This is a genomic window from Microvirga arvi, from assembly GCF_016892765.1.
Classification (GTDB): Bacteria; Pseudomonadota; Alphaproteobacteria; order Rhizobiales; family Beijerinckiaceae; genus Microvirga; species Microvirga arvi.
This window is the reverse complement of sequence record NZ_JAFEMD010000001.1, coordinates 23,933-38,303: the sequence shown is the minus strand read 5'-3', so window position 1 is coordinate 38,303 and position 14,371 is coordinate 23,933. Positions and strand designations below refer to the sequence as shown.

The following is a 14,371-nucleotide window of genomic DNA, read 5'->3' as shown; positions in this document are numbered from 1 at the left end:
TTCATCACGGGAGAGCGCCGTGACAGGCAAAGCTGCAAGCCAAGCCTGGTCCTCCCATGAGGGTGCCGCCGCTCTCGCGGCCCCTGCCTCCACCGAGAAGCGACGCGCCTTCGACTGGCGCATCCTTCTCGGTTTTTTCTTGCCCATCGCCATTGCGCTTCTCTGGGAGGCCGCCGTCAAATCTGGCCTCGCGCAGGGGCGCCTCGTTCCGCCCCCGAGCCGCATCATCGCGACGCTCTGGGGCTTGGCCCAGACCGGCGAGTTGTGGGCGCATACCTGGATGACGCTCTGGCGCGTTCTCGTCGGCTTCGTCATCGGGGCTGCAGCCGGCATCGTGCTCGGTGCGATGTCGGGAGCGAACCGGACCATCCGGCAACTGCTCGATCCCACGCTGCAGGCCCTGCGTGCCATCCCCTCCATCGCCTGGGTGCCGCTGTTCATTCTCTGGCTCGGCATCTTCGAGGCATCGAAAGTGGCGCTCATTGCGGTGGGCGTGTTCTTTCCCGTCTATCTCGGCATCGCGGGCGCGATCCTCTCCGTCGACCGCAAGCTCGTGGAGGTCGGCCACGTGTTCCGCCTTTCGCGCATTCAGCTCGCGCGACGCATCCTGCTGCCGGCAGTGCTGCCTGAGGCCGTGATCGCGCTGCGGTCGGGTCTGGGACTCGGCTTCATGTTCGTGGTCGCTGCCGAGTTTATGGGCGCATCCGAGGGCCTGGGCTACCTCCTCGTCGACGGTCAGCAGATGGGCAAGCCCGACCAGATCCTCGCCGCCATCATCGCCTTCGCACTGCTTGGCAAGACGGCCGACAGCCTGCTCGTTGCAGCCACCAAGCCGCTCGTGCGCTGGCAGGACACCGTGCGGGAGAGGCTGTGATGATCAATTCCTGCTCCTCACTGTCATTCCGGGGCCGCGCAGCGGAGCCCGGAATCCATAAACACAAGGCTACAAGGAAAAGCATTTCGGCTTACATGGCTCCTTATTCTGCTTCGTTAGCGGTTATGGATTCCGGGCTCGGCCTATGGCCGCCCCGGAATGACAGTACCGGTGTCGACCAAGACAGGAGCAACGCTTCGTGCTGAGCCTCGAACATCTCTCAAAAACCTATGCCGACGGCACGCGGGCGCTCTCCGACATAAATCTCACCGTGCACGAGGGCGAGATCGTCTCGCTGATCGGCGGCTCCGGTTGCGGCAAGACCACGCTGCTGCGCCTCATCGCCGGCCTCGACCGGGAAAGCGCCGGCCGGATCCGCCTCGACGACGAAGTGCTTTCAGGGCCGCATCCGGCTGTGGGCATCGTGTTCCAGGAGCCGCGCCTGCTGCCCTGGCTGTCGGTTTCCGACAACATCGCCTTCGGTCTCGATGGGTTGAGCGCCGCCCAGAAGAAGGCGCGCGTCGCGCATGCGCTCGAAAAGGTCAGCCTCGTCGAGCACGCGGACCGCTGGCCGCGCGATCTCTCGGGCGGGCAGCAGCAGCGCGTGTCGATCGCGCGCGCCTTCGTGACCAACCCGAAAGTGCTGCTCCTCGACGAGCCGTTCTCGGCGCTCGACGCCTTCACCCGCGCAAGCCTGCACGAGCATCTCTTGGGCCTATGGGAGGAGACGCGCCCGACCGTGGTGCTCGTCACGCACGACGTGCAGGAGGCGGTGACGCTCGCGGATCGCGCCGTCGTCATGCAGCCCAAGCCCGGCCGCATCTTCGACGAGCTGCCCCTGACGCTCTCGCGGCCGCGCGACAGGACGGGCCTTCCCTTCGAGACCTCCGTGCGCCGCGTCTTGACGGCCCTGGACCATTCCCTCAAAGCTCCGCAAGCCCAGCCACAGCGCGAACGCGACCGTCAGGCCGCTGCGCTGTGGTGGTAACACACCTTAAGGACACCATCATGGATGCGACCGCCCTTCGCGCCCTCCAGGCGCCGTTGAAGGATCAATACCGCAGCGACCCGAACGCCGCCGTCATCACCTTGAAGGCTCAGGGCACCCTCGACGACCAGCACATCGCGTGCAAGGTCGAGACCGGCCGTGCGCTCGCGGTTGCGGGCCTTCACCCGGCCTCAGGCGGCTCCGGTGCGGAACTGTGTTCCGGCGACATGCTGCTCGAGGCGCTCGTCGCCTGCGCGGGCGTGACGCTGAAGGCCGTGGCGACCGCGCTCGAGATCGACCTGCGCCACGGTGCCGTGAAGGCGGAAGGCGACCTTGATTTCCGCGGCACCCTCGGCGTCGACAAGACCGCCCCCGTGGGCTTCAGGAGCATTCGCCTCTCCTTCGAGGTCGACACGGATGCGCCGCAGGAGAAGATCGACCAGCTGCTCAAGCTCACCGAGCGTTACTGCGTCGTCTTCCAAAGCCTCAACAACAAGCCTGAGCTGAGCGCGACGCTGACGCGTAAGTAGGATTGCTACTTCGCACCGTCCTCATTGCGGCGGACCGGCAATCTCCCCTCCCCCTTGCGGGGAGGGGTAAGGGGTGGGGGTGGTCCGACCGGGTGACGGCCTCATCCAGTCAGGCGCTGTATCGTCGTTGGGTCTTCTGAATCGAGAACGATGGACTGACTTTACGCCCCCCACCCTTCATCCCTCCCCGCAAGGGGGAGGGAAGAGCGCGCTCCTTAGGATGAGGGACGGAGGACGGCTTTTCTCGTCGTGATCCGGCTAAAGGCAGCAGTAGCAGAATGGTGTCAGTTCCCAGCCACCAATGTTCGCGGTGCGCCGCTGATCGCGACAGTGGCACCGCCCCGGATCTCCTGCACGGTCAGGGCGCGGGCGTTGGTGCCGTCGGGGTTGAAGCGGAACACGCCGTCGGCCCCGGCGAAGCCCGCCGGGTTGGTGAGCATCCCGTCATTGAAGCCCTGCGCGCCCTGCATCCGCGCCAGCGCCGCCGCGAGGGTCACCGCATCGTAGGACAGGGTCGCAAGCCGGATCGGATCGGTGTTGAAGCGCGCGCGGTAGCGCTCGGCGAAGGCCTCGAAGCCGCGGTTGTCGGGCGCCGCGAACCAGCCGCCCTGCAGGGCCGGAAGGGCGAGCACGCGCGGTTCGTTCCACACGCCGGTGCCGAGCGGCTTGACCCGCATGGGGTCGAAGCCCGCCATCTGCAGCGCCTGGGCGACGGCGGGAAGGCCGTCGCCGTTGTCGGGGATGAACAGCGCATCGGCCTGGGGCGCGGGGCCGCCGATCACCCGGGACAGGCGCTGCACGGCCACCTGCGGCTGTCCGGCCGGATAATACTCGAGAGCGGCGATGCGGATGCCTTGCCGGGCAGCGGCCTGCTGCAGCCGCGCTTCGGCCACGCGGCCATAGGCGGTCTCCGGGATCATGGCCGCAAGGGAGCGACGGCCTTGGGCAGCGGCGAAGGCGACGATGCGGTCGACCTCCTCCTGCACGAGGAAGCTCAGGAGATAGACGCCGCGGGTGGCGACGCTCGCATCGGACGAGAAGCCGATGACGGATTTGCCCCGCTCGCGCGCCACCTGCCCCGCAGCTTGCACGGAGCCTGCGAAGAGCGGGCCGATGATGAGTTCGGCCCCCTCCGCAAGCGCCTGCTGCGCGGCGGCCTGAGCTCCCTCGGGAGTGCCACGGTCATCCTTCACAAGCAGGGTGATGTCCGAGCCCTGGAATTCGCCGAGGGCCATTTCGGCGGCGTTATGCATGCTCTGCGCCACCACCGCCCCCTGCCCCGCAGCGCTCATGGGCAGGACCAGGGCGACCTTGACGGGGCCGGTCCCGAGAATCGTACCGCCCGGTTGCCGGGGCACGGGATCCGGCATCGGAGCGCTCGGCGGCATAACCCCGGCCGCATAGGCCGGTTCAGCGGCAGCGGGCTGTGGCCGGGCGACCTTGCGCGGCGGCGTCAGGCTGCCCGAGCCGACGCATCCGGACAGGACCAGCGATCCGGCCACAAGAACGAGCAGAGCCGTTCGGCTCGAAAAGCCGCAGGCCTTATGAAACGACACGCGTGCCATCTCCACCCCCCTTGGGAAACAGCTTTTGCCACCAAGAGAAGCGTGCCAGCAAAAAGTAAACATTGTTTCCAATGCATGATTCAGGCTTGACGACCCGGCTTTCATGAAGGTGTCCCTTCATGCGAGAGTGACCATCTCATGACCCAGAGAATCGACAACCGCACCAGACGCCGCGAGCCCAACGAGCGGGCCGCCACCTTCACCGCCTTCGGCCTTGCCGCCGAGGCCAAGCCCCTGTCGCCCGGCCTGTACGTGGTCGCGACCCCTATCGGAAACCTGCAGGACGTATCATTCCGCGCGCTCAGCGTGCTGGCCGCTGCGGACGCGATCCTGGCCGAGGACACGCGGGTGACGAAGACGCTGCTCGCCCATTACGGCATCACCACGCCGCTGGTCGCCTATCACGAGCATTCCAACGATGCCGTGCGCGAGCGCATGGTTCATCGGGTCAGGGAGGGACAGGCCCTCGCCTTGGTCTCCGATGCCGGTACGCCGCTGGTGTCGGACCCCGGCTACAAGCTCGTTCAGGCGGCGATCGAGGAAGGGTTGCCGGTGACCCCGATCCCCGGCCCCTCCGCCGTTCTCACCGCCCTCGTGGCGTCGGGCCTGCCGACGGACCGTTTCTTCTTCGAGGGTTTTCTGCCGCCCAAAAGCGCCGCGCGCCGTACAAGGCTTGCCGAGATCGGCACCATTCCCGGCACTCTCATGCTCTTCGAGGGTCCGCACCGTCTGCCCGAGATGCTGGCAGATGCCGCCGAGGTGCTGGGCGAGCGGCAGGCCGTGGTGGCGCGGGAGCTGACCAAGCTGTTCGAGACGATCCGGCGCGGCACCCTGCCCGAGCTCGCCAGGCAATTCGCCGAGGAAGGACCGCCCAAGGGCGAGATCGTGGTACTGATCGGCGAAGCCACGAAAGCGATGCACGCGGCGGAAGCCGATGCGGCGCTCGACGGCAGGCTGGAAGCGGCGCTGAAGAACCACTCGATCAAGGATGCCGCAGCGCTGGTGGCGGCGGAACTCGATATGCCCAAGCGCGAGGTCTATGCACGCGCGCTGACGTTAGCGAAGAAGGGCGAATGAAGAGCGCCTTCAAGCATTTCCCCGCAAAAGTGTATGCGGTTTTGCGCAAGGAAATGCGACAGGACGAAAAATCATTAGCACGCCGCGAAGCGACCTTCCTGCGCGGCCATCGGGCGGAATGGATCGCGCTGCTGTTTCTCGTGATGAAAGGCTATCGCCCGCTCTCGCGCCGCTATGCGGCATCGGGCGGCGAGATCGATCTGATCGTTGTACGCGGCGACACCATCGCGTTTGTGGAGGTGAAGGCGCGCGGGCTCATGGACGATGCATTATCCGCGATCACCGCTCGCAAGCGCCAGCGCTTCTCGCGGGCCGTGCGCACCTGGCTCACGCGCAACGATTGGGCGGCGGATAAGATATGGCGTGCGGATGCGGTGTTTATCGCGCCGAAGCGATGGCCGCGGCATATCGTGAGCGCGTTCGAGCTGGAGATACGGTGAGAGGCAAAGTTTCCCGTCATGGCCGCACTTGTTGCGGCCATCCACGTCTTTAAACCACCACAGCATGAAGACGTGGATGCCCGGGACAAGCCCGGGCATGACGCTAAGGTGTGATGCGATCTAAGCCGCCAGCCGATGCCGATCCGCCACCGCCTCGCGGATATGCCGCGCCAGCTCCTGCACGACATGATTGCCGCCGTCGCGCGGCAGGTAGAGGTTGACCATGAAGGGCGGCAGCGGCGGCAGGCCGGATTCAGGCCCGAGCACTTCCAATCCGTTCGGAACGGTCGATGCCATCCAGGCCATCACGGCAATGTCGGCCGCCACCGTCGCCACCTGCGCCGAGGTGTTCGTCACTTCCGAGACCGAGCGCCACTCAATGGCGGCTCTCTGCAGCACCTCGCGAATCGGGGCGCGGAAGGCGCAGTCGGAGCAGCCGATGGAAACCGGCAGAGGGCGCTGCCGCGCCGCATCGCCGCCGCGCGCTCCGACCCAGACGAGGCGGTCCATGACGAGGTTCTCGCCATCGGAGTCGCAATTCATCTCGGTGGCAAGAACCACATCGACCTTGCCGTCGTAGAGCTTCGCGCGCAACGACGCGCTGGAGCCGCTGTTGAGCGAGATCTGCACGCGTGGGTAAAGCCGTGCGAAGTCCTTCAGGAAGGTCGGCAGATAGGTGGTGATGATGTCGCTCGGGATGCCGAGCCTTACCTCGCCCTCGAATTCCGGGGTGGTCATCTCGGTCCAGATCTCGTCGTTGAGGGCCAAGAGCCGCTTCGCCCGTCCGAACAGGCGCTCGCCCGCAGCCGTGAGCCGGATGCCGCGCCGGTCGCGGGTGACGAGCTCCTCGCCGAGCGTCTCCTCGAGCCGCTTGATCTGCTGGCTTACCGCCGCTTGAGTCAGGTTGAGGACGCCTGTCGCGGCCGTCATGCCGCCTGCATCCACCACCGCCACAAACGCCCTGAGCAGGCTGACATCGAGATTCCGGGCCATGGCCGACCTCAATAAGAATTCGTTATTCTTGATATAATGAACATTCGTTTTATTTATGCAAGAGGTCGGCGCATCATTGTCTCATCGAACTTGAGGAGACAGCCATGACAGCCCGTTCCACCACCTGCGATTGGACCTTCGAGCAGACGGCCGCGAAGCCCTCATTCATCAGGAGCCTCTTCGCATCGCTCAGGCGGGAAATCGAGATCCGGCGCGCCCGGCGCGAGGTCAATTCCCTCGACGATGCGATGCTGCACGATATCGGCCTCACCCCGGGGAACATGGAAGACACCATCCGGTGCGGCCGGCATTAATCTTCCGTCTTGGGTGCCAGCACGGTCACGGCTGCGGGCCTGATGGAGAAGTGAGCCGGCGTCTGGGTCACGATCTCGCCATCCGCATTGATGGGCCTCGGCTTGCGGGTGCGGATGTCGAACTCCTTAGCCCGCACCGCCCGCACCTCGTTCCAGGCACCGTGCCGGCCATGCCGGAAGGAGCGCGCCATGAGAGCGAGCTTCCAGGCCCGCTCCAATTCCAGGCTGTAGAGATCGAGATGGCGGTCGTCGATGGCAGCGTCCTGCTCGACCGCATTGCCGCCCCCGTAGAAGCGGCCGTTGCCGACGGCGATCTGCAGCGTGCGCACGCGCACCGTCTCGTTCTCGCTGTAGATCGTCGCCCGGAAGGGTTTCGCGTGCATCAGAACATTCAGGGCCACCATGGCGTAGCCGAGGCGCCCCCAGCGGCGCTTGATGTCCCGCGTCAGCTTCTGCGCCAGTTCCGCCGAGAGCCCGAGGCTCGCGACGTTGAAGAACGGCTCGCCATTGACGATGCCGAGATCGATCTTGCGGGTATGGCCATCGGCAATGATCTGGGCGGCGCTGTCGAGATCGGAAGGGATGTCGAGGGTCCGCGCGAGATCGTTGGCCGTGCCGAGCGGCAGGATGCCGAGCGGCAGCCCGGTCTCGATGACGCCGAAGGCTGCCGCGTTGAGCGTGCCGTCTCCTCCGCCGACGACGGCGCAATCCACATCTTTCGCGTGCTGAACGATGAGCGGCGACAGGTCCTCCCGGCGGCCGCAATCCACATGCACGGGCTCGATGCCGTGATCCTTCAGCCGCTCGACGGCGATATCGCGCTGGGCGGCGCCGCTGCGGCTCTTGGCATTGACGATCAAAAGGGCGCGGCGGGGCATACTCGATTACATGGAAAAGCTTGAGGGGATCTGCAAGGGCCGAGGCCGAAGCCGGGCTGTCGGATAACCCGCCTCTCCCGTTTTCGTTCACCGGCCCCGCGATGAAGAGTTGCCATCCCGCATTTTAGGCCCAATAACCCTGCTTCCAAGGAGGCTTGACGCATGACCCTCACTGTTGCGTTCCAGATGGATCACATCCGCAGCATCAAGATCGCAGGCGATACGGGCTTTGCGCTGCTGCTCGAGGCCCAGCGGCGGGGGCATCGGGTCCTGCACTACACGCCGGACCGCCTCTCCCTGAGGGACGGTGCGGTCATCGCCATGGCCGAGCCCATCGAGGCGCGCGACGTGGAGGGCGACCACTTCACCTTGGGAACACCCGAACGTGTCGACCTCTCGACGGTCGATGCGGTGCTGATGAGACAGGATCCGCCCTTCGACCTTGCCTACATCACCGCCACCCATTTCCTGGAGCGCATCCATCCGAAGACCCTCGTGGTCAACGATCCGACCCATGTGCGCAACGCGCCGGAAAAGATCTTCGTCACCCATTTTCCCCACCTGATGCCGCCGACACTGATCTCCCGCGACAAGCAGGAGATCGAGGAGTTCCGCCGCGAGCACGGCGACGTGGTGATGAAGCCGCTCTACGGGCACGGCGGCGCGAGCGTGTTCAAGGTCGGGCGGGAGGATCCGAATTTCGGTTCGCTCTACGACCTCTTCGCCAACCTGTTCCGCGAGCCCTGGGTGATCCAGCGCTTCCTGCCCAAGATCACGGAAGGCGACAAGCGCATCATCCTCATCGACGGCGAGGCGGCAGGCGCGATCAACCGCGTGCCCGCGGCCAACGACATCCGCTCCAACATGGTGCGCGGCGGGGCTGCGAAGCCAACCGACCTCACGCCCCGCGAACGCGAGATTTGCGAGACCATCGGCCCGGATCTCAAGCGCATGGGCCTCGTCCTCGTCGGCATCGACGTGATTGACGGCAACCTCACCGAGATCAACGTGACGGCCCCTACGGGCATCCGCGCCATCAAGCGCCTCGGCGGACCGGATCTCGCGGTGACGGTGTGGGATGTGATCGAGGGCAAGGTGAGGCGGTAACCGAGGCGTCATCCCGGACGAAGTGCAGCGACGATCCGGGATCGCGTGCAGGATATGGCTCGGGTTCTCCCTCTCCCTGAGGGAGAGGGTTGGGGTGAGGGGTTACAGGTTTATCCGGAAAGGCGCATCCCTCACCCGCGCCTACGGCGCGACCTCTCCCATTGGGAGAGGTGAAGGGAGCCACCCTCGTCGCGATCCCGGATCGGCTTCGCCGTCCGGGATGACAGCGTGTGTTTTAAGCCGCCAGTTCCGCAATCACCGCATTGAGCACCGGAAAGCCTTTCGGCGTCACGGCGAGGCGCGAACCGTCCACCTGGATCAGGCCTTCCTCTTCCAGGTTCCGCACGCGCCTTTGATTGAGCGTCTTGCCGGTGAACGCCTCGAAGCGGCGCGGATCGACGCCCTCCTTGAGGCGCAGGCCCATGAGCAGGAACTCGTCGCCTTCGGCCTCGGAGGTGAGAACCTCCTCGTCGATCACGCCATGGCCTTCGCGCTCGACCAGCTCCAGCCACGTCTCGGGGTGCTTCTCCGTCGCGGTCGCGAGCCGCGCATTGCCTGTCACCAGACGCCCATGGGCGCCGGGGCCGATGCCGGCATATTCGCCGTAGCGCCAGTAGAGCAGGTTGTGCTGCGATTCCGCGCCGGGCCGCGCGTGGTTCGAGATCTCGTAGGCGGGAAGGCCGTGCTTCTCGCACACTTCCTGGGTGATGTCGTAGAGCGCCCGGCCCGTCTCCTCGTCCGGCACTGTGATCTTGCCCGCATCGTAGAGACGCTGAAACCAGGTGCCTGGCTCGATCGTGAGCTGGTAGAGCGACAGGTGCTCCACTGCATGGGAGATCGCCTGCTCCAGCTCCGCGCCCCAATCCTTCGGTGTCTGGCCCGGCCGAGCATAGATGAGGTCGAAAGAATAGCGGTCGAAGATTGAGGCGGCGATCTTCACTGCGCCCAAGGCTTCGTCGACGGAATGCATGCGCCCGAGGCGCTTGAGATCGGAGTCGTTCAGTGCCTGCACGCCGAGCGACACCCGGTTGATGCCGGCATGACGATAGCCGCGGAAGCGCTCCGCCTCGACGCTGGTGGGGTTGGCCTCGAGCGTCACCTCGGCGTTGGGATCGATGGCCCAGGTGCCGCCGATGGCATCGAGGATCGCGCCCACGGTCTGAGGCTTCATGAGCGAGGGCGTGCCGCCGCCGAAGAACACGCTCGTGACCGTGCGGCCGGGAATGCGCGCCGCCGTGTGGGAGATCTCCCGGCGGAAGGCTGCGAGAAACCGCTCCTGATCCACCGGCTGGTGGCGGACATGGCTGTTGAAGTCGCAATAGGGGCATTTGGAGGCGCAGAAGGGCCAATGGACATAGACCCCAAAGCCCACATCGCGCGTCGGATGATCGATCATGGGCCGTATATGGCAGGTCTTCCACAAAACGTCACCGGCACCTTTGCCACATCGCGAAAAGTTCGTTCTGAACCTCTTCGCCCACAATGTTGTTCACTCTATGAGCCGTTCCGTTCTGGCTTCCGCAGCATCGGAGCCTTAGGATGATCGGCAAGGAACCAGGAACCCATCATGCGGCATTGGCGCGGCCCGTTCGACCGGCAGGGCTACCACCACGGCAATCTGAAGGAGGCGCTGATCGAAGCGGCGCAGCGCTTCATTGCCGAGCGGGGAATCGGTGGGTTCACCCTCGCCGATGCGGCCAAGCTCGTGGGCGTGACCCCGGCGGCGCTCTACCGCCATTTCCGGGGCCGCGATGCGCTAGTGGCGGAGGTGGCCTTTCGCGGCTACGACGAACTGGCCAAACGGCTCGGCAGGGCGCTGCAAAGCGAGGGCACGGCGCTGGAGCGCTTCACCCGCATGGGCGAGGCCTATCTCGCCTTCGCGGAGCAGGAGCCCGGCTTCTATACCGCCATGTTCTCGGCCAAGCCTGCTGAGGGCGAGGCCTGTGCACCATTCTGGGCCAAGGCTGTGGAAAGCGGGGGCAAGCCCTCCGGCAACGCCTTCGATTTCCTGGTCAAGGCTCTCGCCGATACCTTCCCGGAAGGCTTCCAGACCGTCGACGCCCGGTTCATCGCCATCGAGGTCTGGGCTCTCTCCCATGGCATCGCCACCCTGGATGCTGCAGGCCAGCTCCCTAAAGGCCCCGGTCTGCCGGACAAGTACGAGCTTCTGCGCGCCGGGGTCCTCGCTCTCGTCCATGGCGCCTTGAAGGGCAAGGCTTAAAACCTTCATCCGATTTTTCATGCAGGATCCCTTGAAAGGGCCGAAATCGATCCGCATGTTAATGTTGTTAGCATTAACATAGGACCCTTTCGATGTCAGATTCTGCCTCCGCCGCCTGGAACGCGGGCCCTCATGCGGGGCCGTGGGAAAACCGGACCAACCGCCGCTGCGGGCGCAAGCCCGGCCGCGGTTTGGAGATCGCCGGCATCATTCTGGGCTTCATCTTCGTCTGGCCGCTCGCGCTGGCCTATCTGGTGTGGAAAATGTGTGGATATCCGAAATACGACGAGGCCAAGGCCTTCCTGAACGAAACCTTCGGCCGTGCCAAGGATGACCTCTTCCGCTCCCGCGGCCCTGGCGGCTTTGCCAGCACCGGCAATGCGGCTTTCGACGAGTATCGCCGCAGCGAGATCGAGCGCCTCGAGGAAGAGCGCCGCAAGCTCGACGAGGAAGCCCGCGACTTCCGCAACTTCGTCGAGGAGCTGAAGCGGGCCAAGGACCGCGAGGAGTTCGACGCCTACATGGCCAAGCGCCGCGGCAACGGCCCGACGAGCGTCTAATTAGCCTCGTCGGCTAAGGGGAGCGCCCGAAAGGGCGCTCTTTCTTATAAAATTGTATTGCCGTCATGGCCGGGCTTGTCCCGGCCATCCACGTCTATAGCGGTATTAAAACGTGGATGCCCGCAACAAGTGCGGGCATGACGATGTGGGTGTTAGATCCTGTGCAGGCACCTCGCCGCCAGCTTCACGAAGGCCCTCGCCCGGTGAGACAGGCCTGAGGGCTGCGGCTTCGACCAGTCGATGCCGTGCTTCTCCTCGGACGAAATCTCGCCGAAGGTCTCGGTAAAACCATCCGGCTGGAACATGGGATCGTAGCCGAAGCCCTTCTCGCCGCGCGGCGGCCAGACGACCTCGCCGAAGACGCGGCCTTCGAACAGCTCTTCGTGCCCGTCGGGCCAGGCGATGACCAGGGCGGAGACGAAGTGGGCCCGGCGGTCCGTCGCTTCCCGCTTCCCCAGCTCACGCATCACTCGCTCCATGGCGGCATGGAAATCCCGCTTCGGCCCCGCCCAATCGGCGGTGAAAAGGCCGGGCGCGCCGTCGAGCGCATGAACGCAGAGCCCCGAATCGTCGGAGAGCGCCGGCAGGCCTGTGGCCTTGGCGGCCGCATGGGCCTTGATGGCGGCATTCTCGGCGAACATGTGTCCTGTCTCTTCGGGCACGGGCAGGCCGAGCTCACCCGCCGAGACGGCCTCGATGCCGAAGGGTGCAAGCAGCTCCTGCATCTCGCGCAGCTTGCCCGCATTGTGGGTGGCAATGACGACCTTGCCGGCAAGGGCACGATGCAGGCTCATGCCACAGCCTTCTTCTGCAGGTCCACGAGCTGGGCTACGCCGGCCTTGGCAAGGCGCAACAGATTCAGGAACTCCTCCTCCGAGAAGGGCTTGCCCTCGGCCGTTCCCTGGACCTCGACGATGCCGCCGGAGCCCGTGATCACGAAATTGGAATCCGTCTCGGCGGCGGAATCCTCCGCGTAATCGAGATCGAGCACCGGTTTGCCCTTGTAGATGCCGCAGGAGATGGCGGCGACGGGCTCGCGCAGGGGGTTGATCGAGATGATCGAGCGGCTCTGCATCCAGGCGAAGCAGTCGTGCAGGGCCACCCAGGCGCCGGTGATGGAGGCGGTGCGGGTGCCGCCATCGGCCTGGATCACGTCGCAATCGACCACGATCTGGCGCTCGCCGATGGCGGGCAGGTTGACGACGGCGCGAAGCGACCGGCCGATGAGGCGCTGGATCTCCTGGGTGCGGCCGGAGGGCTTGCCGGAATTCACCTCGCGGCGGGTGCGCTCATGGGTGGCGCGGGGCAGCATGGAATATTCCGCCGTCACCCAGCCCTTGCCTGTGCCGCGCAGCCACGGTGGGCCCTTCTCCTCCAGCGAGGCGGTGCAAATCACCTTCGTGTTGCCGAAGGAGACGAGGCAGGAGCCTTCCGCATAGCGCGCGACGCCGCGCTCCAGGGTGACGGGACGCAGTTCGTCGGGGGCGCGGTTGGACGGACGCATGGCGGGTTTCTCCTCAGGGCTCGTGATTCCACGCCTGTTTGAAGCGCCCCGGCGCTTTGCGCAAGGGTCAAGCCTTGCCTAAGAGCCCCCGGACCCGCACATAATGCTCATCCTAAGGATGGAAGTGTCGAAAGAGCGTAGAACCCGTCGGATGCATGCAACCGGTCCCTTTTCCCTACTGTCGGAAACCCGCGCCATCGCGGAGCTGAACGACCGTTCCCGCGAGATCTTTCGCCAGATCGTCGAGAGCTACCTCATCACGGGCGAGCCCGTGGGCTCGCGCCATCTCTCGCGCATCCTGCCGATGACGCTCTCGCCGGCCTCGATCCGCAACGTGATGGCGGATCTGGAGGCGGCAGGCCTGATCTTCGCGCCGCATACCAGCGCCGGGCGCCTGCCGACCGAGACGGGCCTGCGCTTTTTCGTCGACGCCATGATGGAGATCGGCGACGTCACCTCCGACGAGCGGGCGCGCATCGAGGCACAGATGCGGGCCGCCGCCTCCGGCCACACCCTGGAAACGGCGCTCGCCGAAGCCTCGGCCCTGCTCTCCGGCGTCTCACGCGGCGCCGGCGTGGTGGTGACCTCCAAATCCAATGCGCAGCTCAAGCATATCGAATTCGTGCGCCTCGATCCGACCCGCGCCCTGGTGGTGCTCGTCTCCGAGGATGGCTCGGTGGAAAACCGTATCCTCGACCTGCCCGCAGGCTTGCCCGCCGGAGCCCTGGTGGAGGCCGGTAATTTTCTCAACGCCCGCATCCAGGGCAAGACGATCGGCGATATCAAGCGCGAGATCGAAACCCGCCGGGGCGACATGGAGCGCGAGCTCGATACGTTGACGGCCCGGCTCGTAGAGGCGGGGCTCGCCACCACCGTGGGACCGGCCGATTCACGCCAGCTCATCGTGCGCGGCCAAGCGAACCTCCTCGACGACCTCAAGGCGGCGGAAGACCTGGAGCGCATCCGTCTGCTCTTCTCCGACCTTGAGACGCAGACCGACGTGATCGAACTCTTGAGCCGCGCCGAGGGGGGCGAAGGGGTGCGCATCTTCATCGGCTCGGAGAACAAGCTTTTCTCGCTCTCCGGCTCCTCGATGATCGCCGCGCCCTTCCGGGACGGCAGCCAGAAGATCGTCGGCGTGCTGGGCGTCATCGGGCCGACGCGTCTCAACTATGCCCGCATCGTGCCGATGGTCGACTACACCGCCAAGGTGATCTCGCGCATCTTGGAGAAGGGCCGCTAGAGCATCGGACCCAAAGGGCCACGCCAGTGAAAACCGGAACCACTTGTCCGCACGATGCGCTGGAGCCTTGCCCGGGC

General features: G+C 65.5%; 16 protein-coding genes. 10 read left to right on the top strand and 6 right to left on the bottom strand.

From position 1 onward, the window contains the following. Positions 1-19 precede the first annotated feature (19 nt). The 3 genes from ILT44_RS00220 to ILT44_RS00210 all read left to right on the top strand — a co-directional run bounded on the left by ILT44_RS00220 (position 20) and on the right by ILT44_RS00210 (position 2,392). Positions 20-874, top strand: a complete 855-nt coding sequence (locus tag ILT44_RS00220; RefSeq protein WP_204237537.1) for an ABC transporter permease — start codon at positions 20-22, stop codon at positions 872-874. Positions 875-1,073: 199 nt separating this feature from the next. Next, the gene (locus tag ILT44_RS00215) at positions 1,074-1,862 is read left to right on the top strand and encodes an ABC transporter ATP-binding protein (RefSeq protein ID WP_204237536.1); all 789 of its coding nucleotides are present in this window, start codon (positions 1,074-1,076) and stop codon (positions 1,860-1,862) included. Positions 1,863-1,882: 20 nt separating this feature from the next. Then, positions 1,883-2,392: an OsmC family protein gene (locus ILT44_RS00210; protein WP_204237535.1), complete on the top strand. Its 510-nt coding sequence runs from the start codon at positions 1,883-1,885 to the stop codon at positions 2,390-2,392. A gap of 284 nt (positions 2,393-2,676) precedes the next feature. Here ILT44_RS00210 and ILT44_RS00205 read toward each other — a convergent pair whose 3' ends face one another. Beyond that, the gene (locus ILT44_RS00205; RefSeq protein ID WP_204237534.1) at positions 2,677-3,948 is read right to left on the bottom strand and encodes a penicillin-binding protein activator; all 1,272 of its coding nucleotides are present in this window, start codon (positions 3,946-3,948) and stop codon (positions 2,677-2,679) included. Positions 3,949-4,095: 147 nt separating this feature from the next. Between ILT44_RS00205 and rsmI the strand changes: the two genes are divergently transcribed. After that, positions 4,096-5,034, top strand: a complete 939-nt coding sequence (gene rsmI, locus ILT44_RS00200; protein WP_239467802.1) for a 16S rRNA (cytidine(1402)-2'-O)-methyltransferase — start codon at positions 4,096-4,098, stop codon at positions 5,032-5,034. 53 nt (positions 5,035-5,087) lie between these two features. Next, positions 5,088-5,474 (top strand): YraN family protein, encoded by a 387-nt coding sequence (locus ILT44_RS00195; protein WP_239467813.1) that lies wholly within the window; start codon positions 5,088-5,090, stop codon positions 5,472-5,474. Positions 5,475-5,594: 120 nt separating this feature from the next. Here ILT44_RS00195 and ILT44_RS00190 read toward each other — a convergent pair whose 3' ends face one another. Beyond that, complete coding sequence (locus tag ILT44_RS00190; protein WP_204237532.1) at positions 5,595-6,467, bottom strand: LysR substrate-binding domain-containing protein; 873 nt, start codon at positions 6,465-6,467, stop codon at positions 5,595-5,597. 104 nt (positions 6,468-6,571) lie between these two features. Here ILT44_RS00190 and ILT44_RS00185 point away from each other — a divergent pair, with 104 nt between their 5' ends. Further along, positions 6,572-6,781, top strand: coding sequence for a YjiS-like domain-containing protein (locus tag ILT44_RS00185; protein WP_204237531.1), 210 nt, complete (start codon positions 6,572-6,574; stop codon positions 6,779-6,781). On the opposite strand, the gene ILT44_RS00180 is transcribed toward ILT44_RS00185, so the two are convergent. Beyond that, positions 6,778-7,659 carry a lipid kinase gene (locus tag ILT44_RS00180; RefSeq protein WP_204237530.1) on the bottom strand — a complete coding sequence of 294 codons (882 nt, stop codon included), beginning with the start codon at positions 7,657-7,659 and terminating at the stop codon, positions 6,778-6,780. The genes ILT44_RS00185 and ILT44_RS00180 overlap by 4 nt on opposite strands. A 162-nt stretch (positions 7,660-7,821) precedes the next feature. Here ILT44_RS00180 and gshB point away from each other — a divergent pair, with 162 nt between their 5' ends. After that, the gene (gshB, locus tag ILT44_RS00175; protein ID WP_204237529.1) at positions 7,822-8,766 is read left to right on the top strand and encodes a glutathione synthase; all 945 of its coding nucleotides are present in this window, start codon (positions 7,822-7,824) and stop codon (positions 8,764-8,766) included. Between the two features lie 235 nt (positions 8,767-9,001). Here the strand turns inward: gshB and hemW are convergent, their stop codons facing one another. Next, entirely contained in the window at positions 9,002-10,162 is a 1,161-nt protein-coding gene (gene hemW, locus ILT44_RS00170) for a radical SAM family heme chaperone HemW (protein WP_204237528.1), read from the bottom strand. A 171-nt stretch (positions 10,163-10,333) separates the two neighbouring features. Here hemW and ILT44_RS00165 point away from each other — a divergent pair, with 171 nt between their 5' ends. Together ILT44_RS00165 and ILT44_RS00160 are read left to right on the top strand one after the other, a co-directional pair. After that, positions 10,334-10,987: a TetR/AcrR family transcriptional regulator gene (locus ILT44_RS00165; RefSeq protein ID WP_204237527.1), complete on the top strand. Its 654-nt coding sequence runs from the start codon at positions 10,334-10,336 to the stop codon at positions 10,985-10,987. Between the two features lie 92 nt (positions 10,988-11,079). After that, on the top strand, positions 11,080-11,547 hold the full coding sequence (locus ILT44_RS00160; RefSeq protein WP_204237526.1) for a DUF2852 domain-containing protein: 468 nt from the start codon (positions 11,080-11,082) through the stop codon (positions 11,545-11,547). Positions 11,548-11,699: 152 nt separating this feature from the next. On the opposite strand, the gene rdgB is transcribed toward ILT44_RS00160, so the two are convergent. Then, complete coding sequence (gene rdgB / locus ILT44_RS00155) at positions 11,700-12,341, bottom strand: RdgB/HAM1 family non-canonical purine NTP pyrophosphatase (protein ID WP_204237525.1); 642 nt, start codon at positions 12,339-12,341, stop codon at positions 11,700-11,702. Beyond that, positions 12,338-13,051: a ribonuclease PH gene (rph, locus tag ILT44_RS00150; protein WP_204237524.1), complete on the bottom strand. Its 714-nt coding sequence runs from the start codon at positions 13,049-13,051 to the stop codon at positions 12,338-12,340. Before rph ends, rdgB begins: the two co-directional genes overlap by 4 nt. Positions 13,052-13,202: 151 nt before the next feature. Here rph and hrcA point away from each other — a divergent pair, with 151 nt between their 5' ends. Further along, positions 13,203-14,294: a heat-inducible transcriptional repressor HrcA gene (gene hrcA, locus ILT44_RS00145; RefSeq protein WP_204237523.1), complete on the top strand. Its 1,092-nt coding sequence runs from the start codon at positions 13,203-13,205 to the stop codon at positions 14,292-14,294. Positions 14,295-14,371 lie beyond the last annotated feature (77 nt).

What these genes read in the sequence shown, in the direction of transcription:
- hrcA (WP_204237523.1), top strand. Translation starts at nt 13,203, where the DNA reads ATGCATGCAACCGGTCCCTTTTCCCTACTGTCGGAAACCCGCGCCATC.
- hemW (WP_204237528.1), bottom strand. Translation starts at nt 10,162, where the DNA reads ATGATCGATCATCCGACGCGCGATGTGGGCTTTGGGGTCTATGTCCAT.
- ILT44_RS00210 (WP_204237535.1), top strand. Translation starts at nt 1,883, where the DNA reads ATGGATGCGACCGCCCTTCGCGCCCTCCAGGCGCCGTTGAAGGATCAA.
- ILT44_RS00165 (WP_204237527.1), top strand. Translation starts at nt 10,334, where the DNA reads ATGCGGCATTGGCGCGGCCCGTTCGACCGGCAGGGCTACCACCACGGC.
- ILT44_RS00180 (WP_204237530.1), bottom strand. Translation starts at nt 7,659, where the DNA reads ATGCCCCGCCGCGCCCTTTTGATCGTCAATGCCAAGAGCCGCAGCGGC.
- rsmI (WP_239467802.1), top strand. Translation starts at nt 4,096, where the DNA reads ATGACCCAGAGAATCGACAACCGCACCAGACGCCGCGAGCCCAACGAG.
- rph (WP_204237524.1), bottom strand. Translation starts at nt 13,051, where the DNA reads ATGCGTCCGTCCAACCGCGCCCCCGACGAACTGCGTCCCGTCACCCTG.
- ILT44_RS00185 (WP_204237531.1), top strand. Translation starts at nt 6,572, where the DNA reads ATGACAGCCCGTTCCACCACCTGCGATTGGACCTTCGAGCAGACGGCC.
- ILT44_RS00190 (WP_204237532.1), bottom strand. Translation starts at nt 6,467, where the DNA reads ATGGCCCGGAATCTCGATGTCAGCCTGCTCAGGGCGTTTGTGGCGGTG.
- gshB (WP_204237529.1), top strand. Translation starts at nt 7,822, where the DNA reads ATGACCCTCACTGTTGCGTTCCAGATGGATCACATCCGCAGCATCAAG.
- rdgB (WP_204237525.1), bottom strand. Translation starts at nt 12,341, where the DNA reads ATGAGCCTGCATCGTGCCCTTGCCGGCAAGGTCGTCATTGCCACCCAC.
- ILT44_RS00195 (WP_239467813.1), top strand. Translation starts at nt 5,088, where the DNA reads ATGCGACAGGACGAAAAATCATTAGCACGCCGCGAAGCGACCTTCCTG.
- ILT44_RS00160 (WP_204237526.1), top strand. Translation starts at nt 11,080, where the DNA reads ATGTCAGATTCTGCCTCCGCCGCCTGGAACGCGGGCCCTCATGCGGGG.